Here is an 18,704-nt window from a genome sequence, read left to right as displayed (position 1 = left end):
TTACTCGGGCGATCGACCGCTCCGCCGGAACCGATACAGTATACACCCTGCGAGCATCAGCAGACAGCCGACGAGCATCGGCGTTGCGAGCGTCAGTATCGGCGTCCCGATCGCCAGCAGCGGTTCCCCCACCGCCGGCGGTGTCGCGGCCGCGACGTCCTCGAGCGTCCCGGCCGTGATCGCCAGGTTCGCGAGCCCCGCGCCGCCGAGGAACAGGCCCCGAACGGCGGGGTCCTCGAGCAGGTACAGCAGCGGGAGCAGCGTCGCGAACGCGATCACGTAGTACAGTGGGAACGACGGGAAGAAGACGAAGACCGCGAGCACGGTCGCGTGCGCGGCCACGAGCCGATCGACCGGCGTCTCGAGCGGACCAGCGTAGACGAACCCGAGCGGGACGAGCAAACCGATGGCGGCGACCGCCGACAGCGCCGTCGGCTCGAGGTCGACGAGGACGGACAGCGGCCGCCGAACGGTCACGTATGGCGCGACCGGGTCGAGGCCACCGACGAACGCCTCGCCGTCGCTCCGGGGGAGCAGGGCCTCGAAGAAGAACGTCCGGGTGCGGTCGAGACCGAAGGCCACAGCACCCAGCGCGAGGCCGCCCAGGCCGGTCGCGGTCGCAGCTCCCACCGCCCGCCACGCTCGCAGGCGGAGGAGCCAGACGCCGACGGCGGCCGGGAAGACCTTCAGCAGCGCCGCGGCTCCGAGCGCGACGCCGGCGACCCCCTCGAGTCGCGAGTCATCGTCGGCGACAGCCCGCTCGAGCAGGAACAGGCCGACGCCGACCGACAGCGCCATCCGGAGATTGACCTGCCCGTACACGAGCGAGGGCACGGAGTGGATCGACGCGACGACGAACCCCGCGATCAGCGCGCGGTCGAGCGCGGCGAGCGGGCGGTGGCGCTCGATCCAGCGAGCGATCAGTGCCGCCAGGGAGAGCGCGAGCGCGATCTCCAGGGCGGTGTGAACGAGGAAGCCGGACCACCGGCCGACCGCGGCGAACGGGAGGAACGGGACGATCGTGATCGGCGGGTAGAGGTAGTAGAACTCGGGGAACCGTTCGGGCGCGACGTCGTAGAAGTTCCCGCCGGCGAGGGCCGTTTCGGCGGCGACCCGGTAGACCTCGAAGTTGGCCGCGAGCATGTGCCGGCGGTCGGTCAGGAGGACGGCGAGCATGACGACTCCGAGCAGGATGCCGCTCGCGAGGACGGCTCGAGCCCCCGCTGTCGGCCTCGAGCGGTCCGACTCTCGCTCGGCGTCGGCATCTGACGCGTCCGCGGCGTCGGACGGTTCGGGGGGTCGCGACACGCATGAGGGTTACGCGGACGGAGTTTCAGTGTAGCGATCGGAACCGGGCCCTTGCCAGTCGAACCCATGGTCAGCGGATTTTGCCGTTACTACGACGCATATACACGTGTAGGAGTATGCGTACTAAACATGAGCGACGACGCGAGCGACGGGGACGACGCCGACCCGACCAGCCGAGGGTTCGGGACACGGAGCGTACACGCCGGTCAGGGACCGGATCCGGCGACCGGCGCGCGAGCGACACCGATCCACCAGACCACCTCCTACGTCTTCGAGGACGCCGACACGGCCGCCGCGCGATATGCCCTCGAGGACGACGGCTACATCTACTCCCGGATCGCGAACCCGACGGTTCGGACACTCGAGAAACGCCTCGCGACGCTCGAGGGCGGGGCAGGCGCGGTCGCGACGGGCAGCGGAATGGCAGCGCTGGACGCGGCGACGCTGCTCCTCGCGACGGCCGGCGACAACGTCGTCTGTTCGACCGACACCTACGGCGGGACGACGACCTACCTCTCGACGACCGCGACACGGCGGGACATCGAGCCCCGGTTCGTGCCCACCCTCGAGTACGACGCCTACGAGGCAGCGATCGACGGGGACACCGCGTTCGTCCACGTCGAGACGATCGGCAACCCGTCGCTCGTCACCCCCGATTTCGAACGCCTCGCCGACCTCGCCCACGATCACGGCGTCCCGCTCGTGGTCGACAACACCTTCGCGACGCCGGCGCTCTGTCGCCCGCTCGAGCACGGGGCCGACGTCGTCTGGGAGTCGACGACCAAGTGGCTCCACGGCTCCGGGACGACGATCGGCGGCGTCTTAGTCGACGGCGGGTCGTTCCCCTGGGGCGAACACGGCTACGACGAACTCGCCGGACAGAACCACGCCTACCCCGACGTCGACTTCTCGCGGGACTTCCCGGAGGCCCCGTTCGCGGCCGCGGCCCGATACCGGTCGCTGCGGACGCTCGGCAACCAGCAGTCCCCGTTCGACGCCTGGCAGACGCTGCAGGGACTCGAGTCGCTGCCGCTGCGCGTCGAAAGACACTGCGAGAACGCGGCAATCGTCGCCGAGTACCTCGCGGACCACGAGGACGTCGCCTGGGTCACCTACCCCGGACTCGAGAGCCACCCGACTCACGACAACGCCGCCCGATACCTCGAGGACTTCGGCGGGATGATCGCGTTCGGGCTCGAAACCGGCGCCGGGGACGGGGAGACGGCCGCCCGCGGCGGCTATGAGGCGGGGAAGACGTTCTGCGAGAGCGTGGAACTGGCTTCGTTCCTCGCGAACATCGGCGACGCGAAGACGCTGGTCACCCACCCCGCGAGCACGACCCACGGCCAGCTATCGCCCGAAGAACAGAAGGAGGCGGGCGTCACGCCCGACCTCGTCCGGCTGTCGGTGGGAATCGAGGACCCCGAGGACATCCTGGCGGATCTCGAGCAGGCGATCGATCGGGCGACGCGGGCGACGCGGGCGACGCGGGCGAGCGGGGCAAGCGCCGATCCAGAACCGTCAACACGTCCGAGCGAGGAGGGGGAGTAACGTGACCGCCAGAGACACGGTCGACCTCGGCGAGTTCGAGTTCCGCTCGGGCGAATCGATCCCGTCGCTCGAGGTAGCCTACGAGACGTACGGCGACTTCACGGGTGACAATGCCGTGCTGATCTGTCACGCCCTGACCGGAAGTTCCCACGTCGCCCGCCGGCCGGACGCCGACGACGACACCGCGGGACAGGCCCGCGCGTGGTGGGGCGACGTCGTCGGCCCCGGGAAGGCGATCGACACCACCGAGTACTACGTCGTCTGTGCAAACGTGCCGGGCTCCTGTTACGGGACGACCGGACCCGCAAGCGAGAACCCCGAGACCGGCGAGCCCTACGGCACCGACTTCCCACCGGTTACGGTCGGCGACTGGACCCGCGCCCAGCGCGAACTGCTGGACGAACTCGGCGTCGGCCGACTGCACGCCGTCGTCGGGGGCAGCGTCGGCGGGATGAACGTCCTGGACTGGCTCCGGCGCTACCCCGACGACCTCGAGCGCGCCGCCGTCGTGGCCGCCGCCGCCAGGCTCGACGCGCAGTGTCTCGCGCTCGATACCGTCGCCCGACGAGCCATTACCAGCGATCCGAACTGGGCGGGCGGCCACTACTACGGTGGCCCGGAGCCGGAGGACGGCCTCGCCCGCGCCCGCCAGATCGGCCACATCATGTACCTCTCGAAGGCGTCGATGGCCCGGAAGTTCGGCCGCCGATCGGCGGGTCGCGAGACCGTCCGCGAGGAGCCGCCGGATCCCGCGGCCGCGTTCTTTCCGTATCGGGAGGTCGAGTCCTACCTCGACTACCAGGCCGAGAAGTTCGTCGACCGGTTCGACGCCAACAGCTACCTCTACCTGACCCGCGCGATGGACGACTTCGATCTCTCTGCGGGGTACGAGGACGACGCGGACGCGCTCGCAGCCTTCGAGGGGGAACTCCTGATGCTCTCCTTTACCGGCGACTGGCACTTCACCGTCGAACAGTCCGAATCACTGGCCGAGGCCGCCCGCGAGGCGAGCGTCGACGTCGCCCACCACGTCGTCGACTCCGACCACGGCCACGACGCCTTCCTGGTCGAACCCGAGAAGGTCGGCCCGCCGCTGTCGGGCCTGCTCGAGGAGGGGCTGTCGGCCCGAGCGATCGTCGACACGGACGACCCCGACGAAGACGACTTCGCGCCGGTACACGCGAGCCTGTTTTCCGCCTGAGGCGAGCCTCGAGAACGCGGAACCGACGCGAAACGGGAAAAACGACCTACGACTCTACTGCTCCCGTTCGCGCGACCTCACTCCTGACCGACGGCTGCGGAGTCGGAATCGGGCTCCGTCTCCCCGCTCCGGCCGCCGGTCCCCGGTTCCGTGTGCGTGAGCACCGTCGGTCCCTCGTCTGCGCTCTCGCCGAGCGCGTTCGACTGGAACTCCGCGGCCGCGGTTTCGACTGCCTCGGCCAGTTCCTCGAAGTCCGACTCGAGTCGGTCCTCGTCGTAGAGGGAGGTGCACTTCGCGCCGACGGTCACGGAGAGGACCGCGCCGGTCGCCGGCGAGGAGACCGACGGATCGACGCTGTACTCGACGCCCTCGAGGACGTCGTCGGCGTACTCGTTCGTCCGCGTGGCGTAGGCCGTCCCTTCCTCGACGCAGTAGAGTTCGCCCCACTCTCGAGTACGGGTGACGTAGTCGTAGGCGATCACCGCGACCCCGAACAGGGCGAGCGGAATCCCGAGGATCGGCAGGCTCTCGGCCAGTTCGTCGCCGACGGAGAACACGAGAATTCCGAGCGAGAGCGCGAAGACGCCGAGCGTCGTCACCGTCAGGAGCCGTTCGGCGTAGGGATCGTTGAGTTCCGACGCGAGCGGCTTCGCGTCCTCGATCGGACGCTTTCGGGCCTTGAATCCGCCCCTGGCGTGGAGTACGTCGTCGTCGATCGGCGACTGCGACCCGCTTTCGGCCGGCGACGCGTTCGTGACGATCCGATACCCCAGATCCTCGGCTCGCTGTCGGACCGCGATGTGAAACGAGTGCAGAGAGAACACGTCCGGCGCCCGAACCGATATCGTGTGCGTTCGATCGGCCGCGATCTCGTGGGCGAACCGCCAGGAAACGGCCTGTACGACGACCCCGGCCGCCGCGACGGTCGCCCACAGGCCCGCCTGTGAGAACTCCTGTAAGGCGAGCGAGAGGACGAACAGCACGCCGCCGGACACGGCGAGTGCGCTCCCGAACGAGCTCCGGAGCGTGTACTTCCCGATGCGCGACCAGTCCGTCGACGCGACGACGTCCTGACGGTCGAGCGCGAGTTGGCTCTTCACGCCGGGCAACGAAACGTCGAACCGACTCAGTCCGACCAGCAACGCCCCGAAAACGAGCAACGAAGCGGCTTCAGGGCTGCCGACACCCCCTGCGGTAGTGCCGAAAACCAGTGCGAGCAATCCCCCGATAATGAGTACCTTTCCGACCGTAGCCAACCGTGACATACAGCGGTACTGGTGAACAAGTAACAATAAATCTATTCGCCGATGATATTTTCATACGCCCAATACGAGGGAAGAACAGCGGTCAGGAACCCACTCGAGCGGGAAAAGCGAGAGCGTCGAAGATCGATCGAATCAGTCGGCCGCCTGGTCGTAGACCGGGCGATCGATCTCGTACTGGTCGAGCGAGTCCGAACCGGTCGCACGTCGCTTCGCCCAGCGGGCGGTATCCAGAACGAAGAGGGCCATCTCCTCGCGCCGGGTGAGCATCCAGGACTGTGCACCGGGGGATCGAAAGAGTGCGATCAGCGCCCACATCGATCCGGCGGTGAACGAACCCGTCGCCGAGAAGGTCATACCGAGGCTCGCGAACGTCAGAGAGTAGACGTACCCGATCGTCATCGACGGGACGCTCGTTCCGAGCGGAACGCAGGCGTCCGAGTCACGAAGCGTCGGTGCCAGAAATACCACTGAGAGACTGCTCCCGATCAGGAACACGAGGTCTTGCCACATCATCAAAACTACTTACTCGGTCTCGAGTTAATAACTTGCCCGATCGCGAAATCGGCAGTTAGACCGGACAATTCCCTCGAGAAGACCGTTCGGACGGGTGACCAGAGCGCGCCGGGAGAACCGGGAACCTGGCTGGTTCGAGGCTATTGCCGATCGAGGAACGTGGCTAATCAGCGATTATACTGTCGGACAGAAGTCGATACGAAGTCGATCGTGAATTCGGCGTCGTCACCGTTGGCGGCTACTCCAGGGGAACGATCGGCTTCACGTCGTACTGTCAGTAGTAGGAGAGCGGTCGTGCCGTCGTTCAGCGATCGGTTAGTCGTCCGCGAGGACGCCCTCCTCGACGAGCGTCCCGCGGGCTTCGTCCATGGAGTTCACGACGACGTCGCAGGCGGGTTCGACGGCTGGCTTCGGTTCGAACCCGATCGAGAGGCCCGCAACCTCGAGCATCGGCAGGTCGTTGGCCCCGTCGCCGACCGCGACGGTGTCGGCGAGGTCGACGCCGACGTCGGCGGCCAGTTCTTCGAGCGCGTCGTCCTTGGTGCCCTCGATTAGCGGGCCCTCGACCTCGCCGGTGAGCCGCCCGTCCTCCATCGGGAGTCGGTTCGAGACGATGTGGTCGACCGACGCGCCCTCACGCTCGAGCGCGGCCGCGACGCCGCGTTCGAACCCGCCGGTCAGGATCGCCGTGGTGACGCCCGCGTCGTTCAGGTCGGCGACGAGGTCGGCCGCCCCCTCGCGGAGTTCGACCTCGTCGAAGGCTGTCCGGGCGTCCTCGGCCGGCAGCCCCTCGAGCAGGGCCGCGCGTTCCCGCAGGCTCTCGGCGTAGCCGATCTCGTCGTTCATCGCGCGCTCGGTGATCGCGGCCATGTCGTCGGCGACGCCGCGGCGCTCGCCGAGCAGGACGGTCATCTCGGAGTCGGAAAGCGTCCCGTCGAAGTCGAAGGCGACGACTGTCATCGTCGGAGGTTGTGAGCGACGGGATAAACCAGTTCAGGTTCCACCGCGTTTTGCCGCCCCGCCGACCACAGCTACTTCGAGTCCGGCGCCGAACCGGAATGTATGTACCGCGACCTCTCGCAGCCGATCGAATCCGGGATGCAGACGTTTCCCGGCGACCCCGCAGTCGACGTCTCGCGGGCCGCGACGATCCCGGAGGACGGCGTCGCGGTCCGGGAACTTCACTGTGGGAGCCACACCGGGACCCACATCGACGCGCCGGCACACACCGAACCCGACGGCGACACGCTCGAGGACCGCGACGTCGGCGAGTACGTCTTCGACGCCCGGTTCGTCGACGTCTCGCCATGCGAGCCACGCGAGCGGATCGGAGCCGAAGCGATAGTGGACGCCCTCGAGGTCGACGACTCGGCGGACCTGCTGGCGATCCGGACCGGCCACGACGCCCACTGGAATACCGACGCGTACCGCGATCATCCGTACCTCGCGCCGGAGGCGGCGAGCCTGCTCAGGGAAGCCGGCTGTGGCGTGGCGACCGATACGCTGAGCCCGGATCCGACGCCGTCGCCCACGTCGACCGACGTCGAACCGGCGGACGAACCCGAGGGCTTCCCCGCCCACCGCGAACTCCTGGGGGCGGACCTGCCGGTCCTCGAGAACCTGACGAACCTCGCGGGGCTCCCCGACCGGTTTACCCTCTACGCGTTTCCACTGCCGCTGCGGGAGGGCGACGGCGCGCCGGTGCGGGCGGTTGCGGCGCTCGAGTAGTGGTAGGGTTATTCCTCGACCGGCGTCTTGACGATCGTCACCGGACGCGAGGCCAGTCGCGCAACGCGGTCGGTGACGCTGCCGAGCAACCGGCGGTACTCGCCCGAGCGCTCCTTCGACCCCATGACGATCAGGTCGACGTCGGCCTCCTCGGCGTAGTCGATGATCACCTCGTGGGGCGAGCCGTGGCGCACGACCGTCGTCGACTCGAGGCCGGCCTCCCGGGCCGATTCCGCGGCCGCTTCGAGCGCGTCCTCGCCCTCCTGCTCGAGGGCGGACTCGAGGCCCTCGAACTCGTGAACGTACTCGTCGCCGGTGTAGGAGCCGTAGACGTCGCTGTCGACGACGTACAGCAGGTGCAGTTCCGCATCGGCGTGGTCCGCGACGGCGATGGCGTGTTCGATCGCCTGTTCGGTCCCCTTCTCGGCGTCCGTCGGGAGCAGGATGCGGTCGTACATACGAGAGGGTACGCTCCCGCCGTAAATAACGGTAGCCGTCGTTCCAGTTCAGTGATAACTCGAGGGTGGACTCTGGACTCGAGCGTACTCGCCGCAACCACAACGTTCTCCCCGGTGCCGTCCCCAGATTCGGACGATCGATGGACGAGTCGCGACGACGCGATCCGACGACGCCCTCGAGGCCGTCTAGCCGGCAGCCCCGACCGGGGGTCCGCTGGCACCCACATCGCCTTCGAGGATCGCCCGGCGAAGCCGCCGGACGGAGGAGAACGACGGGTGGTCCGCCGCGATGACCGGCCCCCTCGCGCTCGCCCTCGGGATCGAATCGAGCGCGACCCTCGAAGTTCTCGCGCTCGCCCTGCTCCCGGCGATCCTGTGGGGGCTGGCTCCGATCTTCGACAAGCGCGGGATGGCCGCTGGCGGCGGCTCGGTCCAGGCGTCGCTTGTCGTCGTGGTCGTCGACTCGTCGATCTACTGGCTCGTCATCGCGCTCCTCTACGGCCGGTCGGCGTTTACGGGCCTGACTCTCGAGACGGCTGCCGTCTTCGCGTTCGCGGGCGTGATCGGCACTGCGCTGGGCCGAATCACCATCTTCGTCGGCGTCGACAAGGTCGGCGCGAGCCTCAACAGCACGATCCTGAGCACGCGCCCGCTGTTCGCGACCCTGATCGCGCTGCTGTTCCTGAACGAACCGCTCGGCCCGGTCACCGGCGTCGGCGTCGTGATCCTCGTCGCCGGCCTCGCCTCGCTGACGGCCTCGCAGGGCGGCGACCTCTCGGGGTGGCAGCCCCGCGAGTTGCTGTGGCCGATCGCCGCCGCGGTCACCTTCGCCGTCGCGAACGTCGCCCGCCGGTACGGGATGCTCGAGACGCCGCTGTCGGCGCTCGAGGCCGTGACGATCAACGAGACCGCGGGACTGATCGCGCTCGTCGCCTACGTGGCCGCCGTCGGCGGCCGCGACGTCCTCGAGAAGCCCCGCGCCTCCTACCGCTACTTCGCCGGGAGCGGCCTCCTGACGACCGCAGCGATGCTCTCGCTGATGGCCGCGCTCGGCCTCGAGGAGGGCCGGATCGCGATGGTCGACCCACTGGTCGCGACCGCGCCGCTGTTTACGCTCGTGTTCGCCGCGGTGCTGTTGCGCGACCTCGAGCGGGTGACCAGGGGCGTCGTCGGCGGCGCGGTGCTGGTCGTGATCGGTGCGGCGCTGATCACGCTCTGACTCGACTCGAAACGTCGGGAGCGGATTCGAACGCTCGTGCTTGCGGGCCTCACGACGGCTACGGTTGTGGTAGTTTTTGCCAGTCACTGCGACAACGGAAGGGTTTACCTGCTGCGCTCGATTGTCTCGCGCATGAAGGTACTCGTTACGGACCCGATCGCCGACGCGGGTCTGGACGTCCTGCGAGACGCCGGTCACGAGGTCGAAACGGGGTACGAACTCGAGGGCGAGGACCTCCTCGAGGCAGTATCCGACGCCCACGGACTGATCGTCCGCTCGGGCACCGAAGTCACCGAGGAGGTACTCGAGGCCGCCGAGGAACTGGTCATCGTCGGTCGCGCGGGGATCGGCGTCGACAACATCGACATCGACGCCGCTACCGACAAGGGGGTCATCGTCGCCAACGCGCCACAGGGGAACGTCCGCGCGGCGGCCGAACACACCGTCGCGATGACCTTCGCCGTCGCGCGCTCGATCCCACAGGCCCACGTCAGGCTCACGGCCGGCGAGTGGGCGAAAAGCGACTACCTCGGGGCCGAACTCGACGGGAAGACGCTGGGCGTCGTCGGTCTCGGCCGGGTCGGCCAGGAAGTGGCGAAGAAACTCGACTCGCTCGGGATGGACATCGTCGCCTTCGACCCCTACATCTCCGAGGAACGGGCCACCCGCCTCGGCGCCGAACTCGTCGATCTCGAGGACTGTCTTTCCCGCGCCGACTTCCTCACGATCCACACGCCGCTGACTCCCGAGACCGAGGGCATGATCGGCGAGGAGGAACTCGACATGCTCGAGGACGGCTACCTCGTCAACGTCGGCCGCGGCGGGATCGTCCAGGAGGACGCCCTCGCGGCGAAAGTCGAGGACGGCACCCTCGCCGGTGCGGCGCTGGACGTCTTCGCCGAGGAACCCCTGCCCGAAGACTCGCCGTTGCTCGAACACGACGACATCATCGTCACGCCCCACCTCGGCGCCTCGACGGAGGCCGCCCAGGAGAACGTCGCGACCTCGACCGCCGATCAGGTGGTGGCCGCCTTCGAGGGTGAGCCGGTCGCGAACGCGCTGAACGCGCCCTCGATCGACGAGAGCGCGTTCCCGCGCCTCGAGCCGTACATCGAGATCGCCGAGACCGCCGGCAAGGTCGCCGCCCAGTTGCTCGACGGCCGCATCGAGGAAGTCGAGATCACCTACGAAGGCGACATCGCCGACGAGGACGTCGAGTTCGTCACCGCCTCCGCCCTGAAGGGCGTCTTCGAACCGCTCGAGTGGCAGGTCAACGCCGTCAACGCGCCCCAGATCGCGGAGGACCGCGGAGTCGACGTCACCGAGTCCAAGACCCGACAGGCCGAGGACTTCCAGAGCCTGATCTCGGTGGCAGTCAGCGACGGCGAGGAGGAACTCGCGGTCGACGGCACGCTGTTCGCCGGCGACGACCCGCGCATCGTCCGGATCGACGGCTACCGCGTCGACGCCATTCCCCACGGGAAGATGGTCGTCACCCGGAACACCGACGAACCCGGCGTCATCGGCCTCATTGGCAGCGTCATGGGCGAACACGGCGTCAACATCGCGGGGATGTTCAACGCCCGCGAGGCTCACGGCGGCGAGGCACTGACCGTCTACAACGTCGACACGGAAGTCCCCGACGAGGCCAAAGCGGAGTTGAACGAGGACGACCGGATCATCGGCGTCAACTACATCACGCTGAACGGCCAGGCCTGACCGCCCTAGGAGAACGAGGGCGGCGCGCCGACCACCGTCGCCGTCCGCCCATCGATTCCCGACTCGCGGACGTCCGCCGATATTTCTTCGAGCGACGTGAGGGCGTCCTCCGTCAGGTCCGCCTCCCGGGCGAAGACGAACTTCCACGTCAACTCGTCGGCCGTCGGCGACTCGCTCGAGACGCCCCAGAGGTAGACACCGTCGACGTCGACGCCCTCGGCCGCAGGCGCACCGTAATGGCCGGTGATCGTCTCGTCGTGGGGCAGTTCCCGGAACAGGTGGGTGAACTCGGAGTCGGCTTCCTCGAGCCGTTCGTACTCGCCCCGGTGAGCGTCGATCCGGCGTTCGTAATCCCGGCCGACGACGACGGCGTCCGGGCCGACCGCGAGCCGCCGGGTGTCGCCACCGACTGACTGCTCGAGGACCGCGTACCCTTCGTAGTCGTCGACGACCTCGAGGTCGTCGGCGGTCTCGGCGTCCTCGCTGACGGCCTCGCGGACAGCTTCGGGGTCGAACGTCCCGAAGAAAACCTGCGTGTACGACTGGATCAGGTGGCCGTCGACGGTGTCGGTCGACAGCCCCACAGCGTCGGGGAATCCCGCCCCGAGTTCGGTCCCCTCGGGGAAGACGGACGTGTAGTCGAACCGGCGATTGCCGTCGAGGACGGTGTCCGCGAGCAGCCAGGTCCGGAACTCGGCGGCAGCCTCCCAGTCGGGTTCGATGTCGCGTTCCGGTGGCTCGAGCGAGCCCGCGTCGTCGCCGTTCGATTCGGGATCGCTATCGGTATCGCTGTCGGCGGAATCGTCGGTATCCGCGGGGTCGTCGGACTGCTCGTCGTCGCTGCCGAGACAGCCGGCCAGCCCGGCCGCCGCGAGCGCGACGACGCCGCGGCGCGTCACGGTATGGTCCATACGAGCCGCCACCACGAACGGAGTAATAACGTCTCGTGACTGTCCGCTGAGTGAGAACGTCGGTGCCCGATCGGAATTCTACGAGTCCTTTCGGCCGCCGAACAGCCCGCGGATACGCTTGCCCCACCAGGGGAGTTCACCGTGCCTGAGTTCGGTCCCCCTGACCAAACACCAGAGCGCGATGCTACCGAAGATAACCGGGCCGACGATCGTTTCGACGGTTGCCACGGCGAGAACACCACAGACGAGCGCGCTCAAATAAAAGGTGAGATACTCCTCCATACTCGGCCAGTAGCGAGCACGCCCCTTAATTGCCGCCCATCCGAATCGGGATCCCTCGGTCCAGCACTCGGTCTCTCGGAGCGGTCCCGGGCGACTCTCGAGGCCGATTCGACGAGAGAGCCCTCGATCAGGGCTCAGGGCTCGTTGGACTCCGCCTCGAGACGCTGTCGCCGTGTCTCGTACTCCTCGTCGGTAAGGTCGCCGCGGGCGTACGCCCGGCGGAGTTCCTCGAGAGCTGCGTCGCCGTCGTCGCCGCCGAGCAACCGGATCGCCCCGTAGCCCAGCAGGAGGAGCAAGAGCAACGGGACCGCGCTCATCCACAGCCAGCCGGTCGTTCCCATCCCGCCGGACCACATGCCGGTACCGGTACCGCTGCCGGCGTGCATCGCCCCGGCGAACGGCATCGCGACGAGCATCATCACGAGCGGGATCGCGAGCACCGCCAGGAGTACGACGACGATCGTTCGGAGCAGCGGATTCGAGTCAGTCATACGACTAGCTACGCCGGACTGCTTTTCCCCTTTTGCGGCTGTGTATCGAAAGCTATCGAGCGCCCAGACTTTGGGATCGAAATCGAAGTGGCCGATCAGTCGCCCGCGAATCGACGGCGCGGCCCCGAGAACGACCTGCCGGCGGCAAAAGACCTATCGCCCCGACGACCGACCGCTTCGGTATGGACGACGGCATTGCGGTCGACTTCGGCGAGGACGGACTCGTCCCCGCCGTCGCACAGGACGCCGAGACGGGCGAGGTGCTCATGCTCGCCTACGTCTCGCCCGAGGCCCTCGAGCGAACCCGCGAGACCGGCCGCGCTCACTACTACTCCCGGAGCCGAGACGAGCTGTGGGAGAAGGGCGCGACCAGCGGCCACGTCCAGGGGGTCGAAGAGATCCGCGTCGACTGCGACGCCGACACCCTCCTCTATCTCGTCGACCAGGAAGGCGGCGCGTGTCACACCGGCCACCGGTCGTGTTTCTACCGGACGATCGAGGGTGAGAACGTCGGCGAGCAGGTGTTCGATCCCGACGCGGTGTACGACGACGACAACGAATGAGCGAACGCGCCCGTAGCCGCGGCGATTCGAGGGCCGGTTCCGCAGTCGACAACGGCACCACCCCGCTCGAGGCCCTCGAGGCCGCCCGCGACCGGTACGAGCGGATCCAGGACCGGATCGACGACGAGGGGGAGGAAACCGTCGAACGGGTCGCCGACGCCTACCGCTCGGCGACCGACCTCCTCGAGTCCTACGTCGATCGGGCGACGGGAACCGGCCGGGAGAACTTCAAGGCCTACGTCGAACTCGAGGGGCAGTTCGCGACGCTCGTCGAGAACCTGCCGGACGACCTCCGGAACCGGGACGCCTTCGAGGACGCCTTAGACGCCATCGACAAGCGCCGGCTCAGCGAGTCGGACTTCGAGAACGCCCACGCAGCCCTCGAGCCGGCGGCCCGGTACGACGAACTCCTGGGGGACCGGGAGGACGCCCGCGAACGGATCGCCGACGCTCGCACGGCCGCGGCGCGTCGACGCCGGGAACTCGGCGACGAGATCGCCGACCGCGAGCGGCTGCTCGAGCTCGCGGACGCGGACCTGGACGCGCCCGTCGAGCGGTTGCGGGAGCCGATCGAGGCGTACAACGAGGCGATTCGCGACCGGTTCGGGTCCTATCGACTCGAGGCGTCGGCTCGCGAGGTCTTCGAACTCCTCGATCGCAGCCGGTGGTACCCCTTCGTCGGCTACGAACTGCCGCCAGCGGACCTCCGAGAGTACGTCGCGGACAGCCCCGACGGGAAGCACACGATCCCGGAACTGCTCGAGTACGCCGAGTACTCGCGGTCGAAACTGGACCACTACGTCGCGGATGCGGACGTACTCAAACGACGGGTTGCGACCCAGCGGACCTTCCTCGACGGGATCGACGCCGCCCCGCTGACGATCGAGTGGCCGCCCGGCCCCGCCGGCGAACTCCGGCGTCGGGCGCGGGAGTACCGGCCGTTCGTCGACCGCGTCGCCGACGAGGAGACCGTCGCGCGCCTGCGGGAGGTTCGTCGGCTAACGGCCGACCCCGACTACGACCGGCTCCAGACCGCCGCCGAGGCCGTCGCACAGCTCTCGGCCGAGGAACGCGAGCGGGTCGCCGACGGCCGCGTTGCGGAGGAACTCGAGGCCTTGCGTGAGGAGCGCCGGCGGCTGGAGGCCGCCCTCGAGGTCGAAGATCCGATCTGAGTCGCGGTCCCGTCCGTCTCGAGTCCCCGACCATTTTTACCCGGCCCGCCAACGACCCGCCATGTCCAGACACCTACTCGTCCCGATGGACGACTCCGAAACCGCTCGGCGCGCCCTCGAGCACGCGCTCGAGGTCTTTCCGGACGCCGAGATCACGGTCGTCCACGCGGTCGACGACCTCGAGGCGGCCTACGGCGGCGGGCCGGCGATCCCCGACGCGGGCGGCCGCGAGGACGAACCCGACTTCTTCGCCGACGTCCGCGACCTCGCCGCCGCTCGCGGCCACGGCGGGGACGTGGAGACGGCGGTCGTCGAGGGAACCCCAGCCGACGCCGTCCTCGAGCACGCCCGGGAGGGAGACGCCGACGCGATCGTCATGGGCAGCGAGGGTCGGTCGGGCGTCTCGCGCGTGTTGCTCGGCAGCGTCGCGGAGGCGGTGACCCGCCGGGCGTCGATTCCCGTGACGATCGTTCCGTAATGCTCGTCCCCTCGAGTGAAGTTCCGGCGCCACAGGAGGACGAAGCGCCGGGGTTTTGGGCTCGAGCGGGCAACGGACGGGCATGGACGACCGGACGGGGACGACGCTACACACCGGCCTCCTGCTCTCGACGACGGCCGTCGTGGCGTGGCTGTCGGGGCTCCCGATGCTCTTCCCCAGCCTCGGCCCGTCCGCGTTCGTACTCGCCATGTTCCAGGACAGCGACGCGACCTCGCCCCGGCGGGTGCTCGGCGGCCACGCGATCGGCGTCGTCGCCGGACTCGCCGCCTACCACCTGCTCGCACCGGGACTCGCGATGACGGCGACGACCGCTCCCGGCTCGCTCGCGGGGCTCCGACTCGCGGCCAGCGGCGTGGTGGCGACGACGCTGACCGCCGGCGGGATGCTCGCGACCGACACCCGCCACCCGCCGGCCTGCGCGACGACGCTGATCGTCTCGCTGGGACTGCTCTCGACGGTCCTCGAGGGTGCGTTGATCGTCCTCGCCGTGGCGGTGCTGCTCGCTGCACACCGGCTGTTGCTGGCGACCGAGCGGTTGGGGGCACGGTACGGCGAGCGGCTCCGGTCCTGAACCGATGCCGCTCGCCGTCGGAAAAAGAACGGAGTCGAAACTCAGGCCTCGTCTCTCGCGTCGAGCAGCGTCTCGTACATCTCCTCGGCCAGCCCGTTCGCGCGGTCGACGTCGCGAGCCTCGGCGTAGATCCGGACGAGCGGTTCGGTACCGGAGGGACGGGCAAGCACCCACGCGTCGCCGTAGTCCAGGCGGTAGCCGTCGCGCGTGTTGAGGTCGGCGTCGGCCGAATGGGCGTGGTTGGCCGCGGCGTCGAGCATCGCGTCGCGTTCGGCCGTCGACTCGTACTCGATGTTGCGCCGGACGTTGGCGTAGTCGTCGTACGGCGCGGCGATCTCGCTGACCGGGCGTTCCGCGACGAGTTCGAGGAACCGGGCGGCGGTGAACGCCCCGTCCCGCGAGAGCCGGTACCCGGGGAAGAAGATCCCGCCGTTGCCCTCGCCCGCGATCGGGACCCGCCGGCCGTTGGCCTCGAGTTCCTCGATCCGCGTGATGATGTTCGTCGAGCCGATCGGCGTCAACTCGAGGTCGGCACCGACGTCGTCGACGACGTCGACGAGCCGCTGGGAGACGTTGACCGCCGATACCGTGGTATCGCCCTCCTCGAGTTCCGCGGCGGCGAGGGCGGCGAGGGTGGCGTCGCCCTCGACGTACTCGCCGTTCTCGTCGAAGAAGATCGCGCGGTCGGCGTCGCCGTCGTGGGCGATGCCGACGTCCGCGTCGGTGGCCCGGACCAGTCGTCCCAGATCCTCGAGGTTCTCGGGGACGGGTTCGGGGTCGCGTCCGGGGAAGTGGCCGTCGGGCTGGCCGTTGACGGTGACGACGCGACAGCCGAGTTCGCGGAAGAACTCCGGGCTCGTGAGCGCGCCGGCGCCGTGGCCGGGATCGAGCGCGACCGTCAGGTCGGCGTCGGCGATCGTCTCCCGGTCGACGGCCGCGAGCAGGGCGTCGACGTAGTCGGCGGTGACGCCCTCGACCTCGCGGACGCGGCCCGTCTCGTCCCAGGGCGCGTCGGCGTAGCTCTCCGCGAGCAGCGCCTCCTCGATGCGCTCGAGGTCGGAGACGGCGAGTTCGACCCCGTCGCTGCCGACGAGTTTGATGCCGTTGTACTGCGGCGGGTTGTGCGAGGCCGTGACGACGATGACCGGCACGCCCTCGCGTTCCGCGTAGAACTGTGCCCCCGGCGTGGGGACGACCCCGAGGCGATCGACGTCGGTACCCGTACTGGCCAGGCCGCTCGCGACCGCGTCGGCGAGCATGCGCCCGGTGTAGCGCGTGTCTCGCGCGATGGCAACCCGGTCGACCCCCCAGGCCGTCCCTGCCGCTTTCGCGACGCGCAGGACGAACGCGGGCGTCAGTTCGTCGTTGGCGACGCCCCGCGTCCCGCTGGATCCGAACACTTCCATCGGGCGTTACTCCGGTCGGACTCCCCATAGGGATTCCGAAGGCGAGCGGAAGCGTCGCCGCCGGCCGAACTCCCGGCCGGTCCTCGAGCCGGTCGGCGACCGAACTCCCGCACGTTCGGAGCGAGGGGAACGCTTTCGGCGGACCGGACCGACGGTGTACGCGAAGAATGCTCTCTATCGAGGAAAAGCGCGTCTACGACGAGCGCAGAACGGTGACGGAGGCGTACGTCTCGAGCGCGATGGGGGTCGTCCAGGTCCGGATCGCGGGCGACACCGTCGGCGAGTTCACGCTGTGTGAACGCTGCGACGCCCGGGACGTCGCCGCGGCCGGGGGCCAGGTGGCGATCGCCACGGGGGAAGACGTCCTCGTGCTCGAGGGTGTCGAGGACGGGGCCGGAGCGGAGGGAGCCGACCCGGATCCCGACCCCGACTTCGCCGAAACCGGCTTCGGCCCCGCCGTCGCCGTCGGCTACGACGGCACGGCGCTGCTCGCGGCGAGCCCCGACGGCCGCGTCGCACGGCGGCCGCCGGGGGAGGACTGGGTCACCGTCGAGAACGCCGCCGAGGACGGACCGGTCGAGGACGTCCGTGCCATCGACGGCGACCTCGTCGGGACCGACGCCGGCGTCTACCGCGTCCACGACGGCGCGCTCGACCACGCCGGGCTCACGGAGGTCCGCGACGTCGCCGCGGCCGGCGAGGGCGCGCCGCTGGCCGCGACCGACGAGGGGCTGTACAAGCTCGGCAACGGCTGGATGGAGATCTTCGAGGGGCCGTTCGACGCCGTCGACATCGACCCCCGCTCGAGTCCGGGGTCGATCGAACGCGCCCACGCGGTCGCCGGCGACAGGCTCTATGCGTTCGAGGACGGCGAGTGGGCGGAAACCGACGCGGGAGCGGAACGGATCGTCGGCGTCGCCTACGGGGATCGGGTCTACGCCGTCACCGAAGCGGGGACGGTCCGCGTCGCGGGGCCGGAGTCGGAAGCGCCGTATCCCGAGGAGGGCGACACCGATAGCTGGCGCGACCGCTCGATCGGCGTCCGCGACGTGACCGGACTGGCAGTTCGGTGACGGCTCTCGGCCGTCTCGGAGCGGTCGTCGATTGGTCCGATCGGCGTCTGACGTAGAATTAATGGCCCGGGACTCTCGAGGAAGGGACGTATGGCGGAACTATCACGTCGACGCCTGCTCGCCGGTACCGGGACCGTACTCGCCGGCGGACTCGCGGGCTGTTCGACAGAGGAGGGAGAGAACGACGGTACGACCGACGGGGACGGAGACGGGAACGGGGACGACTCCGGGGTGGAAACCGAAACCGGGACCGAAACCGAGACCGAGACCGAAAACGGGAACGACGACTCGTCCGCCTCCGACGGAACGATCCTCGGCGACATCCGTATCGAAAACGTCGACGACGGGAGCCACACCGTCGACGTCGTCGTCGAGTTCGGCGACGAGATCGAACACTGGAGCACCCACGAACTCGAGTCGGCCGACGGAACCGAACTCGAGCGCGACTGGACGACGGAGCCGGGCTCGTTCCGGGTGACGGCCCGTCTCGACGGCGACGACCCGGTCCAGGTCGATCCCGAGACGTGGAACCGCGCACCCTGTCTCGAACTCGTCGTGCTGGTCGACCGCGACGGCGAGTTGACGGTGCTCGCGGACGCGGACGGCGAGCACTGCGGCGACGACGACGGCGATGAGGACGGGAGTCAGCCGTTCGACGGCGGCGACTGACCTGCCGCCGACTGTCGCGCGTCTCGAGACCGACACTGCGCGGGCCGGGGAACCGTGACGGAAACCCGTCGAACCGCTGTGGAAGAACGAGAGAACGAAAACGGG

Annotated in this window: 20 protein-coding genes; 11 read left to right on the top strand and 9 right to left on the bottom strand. The window is 68.9% G+C overall.

The annotated features are described in order from the left end of the window. Entirely contained in the window at positions 1-1,308 is a 1,308-nt protein-coding gene (locus tag CHINAEXTREME_RS05555) for a glycosyltransferase family 87 protein (protein WP_007141490.1), read from the bottom strand. Between the two features lie 129 nt (positions 1,309-1,437). Between CHINAEXTREME_RS05555 and CHINAEXTREME_RS05550 the strand changes: the two genes are divergently transcribed. Together CHINAEXTREME_RS05550 and metX are read left to right on the top strand one after the other, a co-directional pair. Then, on the top strand, positions 1,438-2,859 hold the full coding sequence (locus tag CHINAEXTREME_RS05550) for an O-acetylhomoserine aminocarboxypropyltransferase/cysteine synthase family protein (RefSeq protein WP_007141489.1): 1,422 nt from the start codon (positions 1,438-1,440) through the stop codon (positions 2,857-2,859). A 1-nt stretch (position 2,860) separates the two neighbouring features. Beyond that, positions 2,861-4,060 carry a homoserine O-acetyltransferase MetX gene (metX, locus tag CHINAEXTREME_RS05545; protein WP_007141488.1) on the top strand — a complete coding sequence of 400 codons (1,200 nt, stop codon included), beginning with the start codon at positions 2,861-2,863 and terminating at the stop codon, positions 4,058-4,060. Positions 4,061-4,137: 77 nt separating this feature from the next. On the opposite strand, the gene CHINAEXTREME_RS05540 is transcribed toward metX, so the two are convergent. The 3 genes from CHINAEXTREME_RS05540 to serB form a co-directional block, all read right to left on the bottom strand. Next, the gene (locus CHINAEXTREME_RS05540) at positions 4,138-5,325 is read right to left on the bottom strand and encodes a hypothetical protein (protein WP_152423892.1); all 1,188 of its coding nucleotides are present in this window, start codon (positions 5,323-5,325) and stop codon (positions 4,138-4,140) included. Between the two features lie 132 nt (positions 5,326-5,457). Further along, positions 5,458-5,838 (bottom strand): hypothetical protein, encoded by a 381-nt coding sequence (locus CHINAEXTREME_RS05535; protein ID WP_007141486.1) that lies wholly within the window; start codon positions 5,836-5,838, stop codon positions 5,458-5,460. A gap of 315 nt (positions 5,839-6,153) precedes the next feature. Further along, the gene (gene serB, locus CHINAEXTREME_RS05530; protein WP_007141485.1) at positions 6,154-6,798 is read right to left on the bottom strand and encodes a phosphoserine phosphatase SerB; all 645 of its coding nucleotides are present in this window, start codon (positions 6,796-6,798) and stop codon (positions 6,154-6,156) included. A gap of 102 nt (positions 6,799-6,900) precedes the next feature. Here serB and CHINAEXTREME_RS05525 point away from each other — a divergent pair, with 102 nt between their 5' ends. Further along, on the top strand, positions 6,901-7,566 hold the full coding sequence (locus CHINAEXTREME_RS05525; RefSeq protein WP_007141484.1) for a cyclase family protein: 666 nt from the start codon (positions 6,901-6,903) through the stop codon (positions 7,564-7,566). An 8-nt stretch (positions 7,567-7,574) separates the two neighbouring features. Here the strand turns inward: CHINAEXTREME_RS05525 and CHINAEXTREME_RS05520 are convergent, their stop codons facing one another. Continuing rightward, positions 7,575-8,024 (bottom strand): universal stress protein, encoded by a 450-nt coding sequence (locus CHINAEXTREME_RS05520; protein WP_007141483.1) that lies wholly within the window; start codon positions 8,022-8,024, stop codon positions 7,575-7,577. Positions 8,025-8,313: 289 nt separating this feature from the next. Here CHINAEXTREME_RS05520 and CHINAEXTREME_RS05515 point away from each other — a divergent pair, with 289 nt between their 5' ends. Then, a complete protein-coding gene (locus tag CHINAEXTREME_RS05515) occupies positions 8,314-9,243 on the top strand; it encodes a DMT family transporter (protein WP_007141482.1) in 930 nt (309 codons plus the stop codon). A gap of 132 nt (positions 9,244-9,375) precedes the next feature. Continuing rightward, entirely contained in the window at positions 9,376-10,962 is a 1,587-nt protein-coding gene (serA, locus tag CHINAEXTREME_RS05510) for a phosphoglycerate dehydrogenase (RefSeq protein ID WP_007141481.1), read from the top strand. Between the two features lie 5 nt (positions 10,963-10,967). Here serA and CHINAEXTREME_RS05505 read toward each other — a convergent pair whose 3' ends face one another. The 3 genes from CHINAEXTREME_RS05505 to CHINAEXTREME_RS05495 form a co-directional block, all read right to left on the bottom strand. Then, positions 10,968-11,873 carry a hypothetical protein gene (locus tag CHINAEXTREME_RS05505; protein ID WP_007141480.1) on the bottom strand — a complete coding sequence of 302 codons (906 nt, stop codon included), beginning with the start codon at positions 11,871-11,873 and terminating at the stop codon, positions 10,968-10,970. Between the two features lie 78 nt (positions 11,874-11,951). Beyond that, positions 11,952-12,155 carry a hypothetical protein gene (locus CHINAEXTREME_RS05500; protein WP_007141479.1) on the bottom strand — a complete coding sequence of 68 codons (204 nt, stop codon included), beginning with the start codon at positions 12,153-12,155 and terminating at the stop codon, positions 11,952-11,954. Between the two features lie 134 nt (positions 12,156-12,289). Then, complete coding sequence (locus CHINAEXTREME_RS05495; protein ID WP_007141478.1) at positions 12,290-12,646, bottom strand: SHOCT domain-containing protein; 357 nt, start codon at positions 12,644-12,646, stop codon at positions 12,290-12,292. Positions 12,647-12,828: 182 nt separating this feature from the next. Here CHINAEXTREME_RS05495 and hisI point away from each other — a divergent pair, with 182 nt between their 5' ends. The 4 genes from hisI to CHINAEXTREME_RS05475 all read left to right on the top strand — a co-directional run bounded on the left by hisI (position 12,829) and on the right by CHINAEXTREME_RS05475 (position 15,451). Continuing rightward, complete coding sequence (hisI, locus tag CHINAEXTREME_RS05490; protein ID WP_007141477.1) at positions 12,829-13,209, top strand: phosphoribosyl-AMP cyclohydrolase; 381 nt, start codon at positions 12,829-12,831, stop codon at positions 13,207-13,209. After that, positions 13,206-14,381 carry a DUF7118 family protein gene (locus CHINAEXTREME_RS05485; protein WP_007141476.1) on the top strand — a complete coding sequence of 392 codons (1,176 nt, stop codon included), beginning with the start codon at positions 13,206-13,208 and terminating at the stop codon, positions 14,379-14,381. Before hisI ends, CHINAEXTREME_RS05485 begins: the two co-directional genes overlap by 4 nt. A 61-nt stretch (positions 14,382-14,442) precedes the next feature. Beyond that, the gene (locus tag CHINAEXTREME_RS05480) at positions 14,443-14,859 is read left to right on the top strand and encodes a universal stress protein (RefSeq protein WP_029601408.1); all 417 of its coding nucleotides are present in this window, start codon (positions 14,443-14,445) and stop codon (positions 14,857-14,859) included. Positions 14,860-14,941: 82 nt separating this feature from the next. Beyond that, entirely contained in the window at positions 14,942-15,451 is a 510-nt protein-coding gene (locus CHINAEXTREME_RS05475) for an HPP family protein (RefSeq protein WP_007141474.1), read from the top strand. 41 nt (positions 15,452-15,492) lie between these two features. Here the strand turns inward: CHINAEXTREME_RS05475 and glmM are convergent, their stop codons facing one another. Further along, entirely contained in the window at positions 15,493-16,857 is a 1,365-nt protein-coding gene (gene glmM, locus CHINAEXTREME_RS05470; protein ID WP_007141473.1) for a phosphoglucosamine mutase, read from the bottom strand. A gap of 167 nt (positions 16,858-17,024) precedes the next feature. On the opposite strand from glmM, the gene CHINAEXTREME_RS05465 reads away from it, so the two are divergent. Continuing rightward, positions 17,025-17,930, top strand: a complete 906-nt coding sequence (locus CHINAEXTREME_RS05465; protein ID WP_007141472.1) for an HVO_0234 family beta-propeller protein — start codon at positions 17,025-17,027, stop codon at positions 17,928-17,930. 90 nt (positions 17,931-18,020) lie between these two features. Further along, positions 18,021-18,599: a hypothetical protein gene (locus CHINAEXTREME_RS05460; protein ID WP_007141471.1), complete on the top strand. Its 579-nt coding sequence runs from the start codon at positions 18,021-18,023 to the stop codon at positions 18,597-18,599. Positions 18,600-18,704: the final 105 nt, after the last annotated feature.

Source organism: Halobiforma lacisalsi AJ5, from assembly GCF_000226975.2.
Taxonomy (GTDB): domain Archaea; phylum Halobacteriota; class Halobacteria; order Halobacteriales; family Natrialbaceae; genus Natronobacterium; species Natronobacterium lacisalsi.
The sequence above is the reverse complement of the archived record's forward strand: the minus strand, read 5'-3'. Positions and strand labels throughout refer to the sequence as shown.

Coding starts and splice junctions, on each gene's coding strand:
- CHINAEXTREME_RS05550 (WP_007141489.1), top strand. CDS start 1,438: ATGAGCGACGACGCGAGCGACGGGGACGACGCCGACCCGACCAGCCGA.
- CHINAEXTREME_RS05540 (WP_152423892.1), bottom strand. CDS start 5,325: ATGTCACGGTTGGCTACGGTCGGAAAGGTACTCATTATCGGGGGATTG.
- CHINAEXTREME_RS05535 (WP_007141486.1), bottom strand. CDS start 5,838: ATGATGTGGCAAGACCTCGTGTTCCTGATCGGGAGCAGTCTCTCAGTG.
- serB (WP_007141485.1), bottom strand. CDS start 6,798: ATGACAGTCGTCGCCTTCGACTTCGACGGGACGCTTTCCGACTCCGAG.
- CHINAEXTREME_RS05525 (WP_007141484.1), top strand. CDS start 6,901: ATGTACCGCGACCTCTCGCAGCCGATCGAATCCGGGATGCAGACGTTT.
- CHINAEXTREME_RS05520 (WP_007141483.1), bottom strand. CDS start 8,024: ATGTACGACCGCATCCTGCTCCCGACGGACGCCGAGAAGGGGACCGAA.
- CHINAEXTREME_RS05515 (WP_007141482.1), top strand. CDS start 8,314: ATGACCGGCCCCCTCGCGCTCGCCCTCGGGATCGAATCGAGCGCGACC.
- serA (WP_007141481.1), top strand. CDS start 9,376: ATGAAGGTACTCGTTACGGACCCGATCGCCGACGCGGGTCTGGACGTC.
- CHINAEXTREME_RS05505 (WP_007141480.1), bottom strand. CDS start 11,873: ATGGACCATACCGTGACGCGCCGCGGCGTCGTCGCGCTCGCGGCGGCC.
- CHINAEXTREME_RS05500 (WP_007141479.1), bottom strand. CDS start 12,155: ATGGAGGAGTATCTCACCTTTTATTTGAGCGCGCTCGTCTGTGGTGTT.
- CHINAEXTREME_RS05495 (WP_007141478.1), bottom strand. CDS start 12,646: ATGACTGACTCGAATCCGCTGCTCCGAACGATCGTCGTCGTACTCCTG.
- hisI (WP_007141477.1), top strand. CDS start 12,829: ATGGACGACGGCATTGCGGTCGACTTCGGCGAGGACGGACTCGTCCCC.
- CHINAEXTREME_RS05485 (WP_007141476.1), top strand. CDS start 13,206: ATGAGCGAACGCGCCCGTAGCCGCGGCGATTCGAGGGCCGGTTCCGCA.
- CHINAEXTREME_RS05480 (WP_029601408.1), top strand. CDS start 14,443: ATGTCCAGACACCTACTCGTCCCGATGGACGACTCCGAAACCGCTCGG.
- CHINAEXTREME_RS05475 (WP_007141474.1), top strand. CDS start 14,942: ATGGACGACCGGACGGGGACGACGCTACACACCGGCCTCCTGCTCTCG.
- glmM (WP_007141473.1), bottom strand. CDS start 16,857: ATGGAAGTGTTCGGATCCAGCGGGACGCGGGGCGTCGCCAACGACGAA.
- CHINAEXTREME_RS05465 (WP_007141472.1), top strand. CDS start 17,025: ATGCTCTCTATCGAGGAAAAGCGCGTCTACGACGAGCGCAGAACGGTG.
- CHINAEXTREME_RS05460 (WP_007141471.1), top strand. CDS start 18,021: ATGGCGGAACTATCACGTCGACGCCTGCTCGCCGGTACCGGGACCGTA.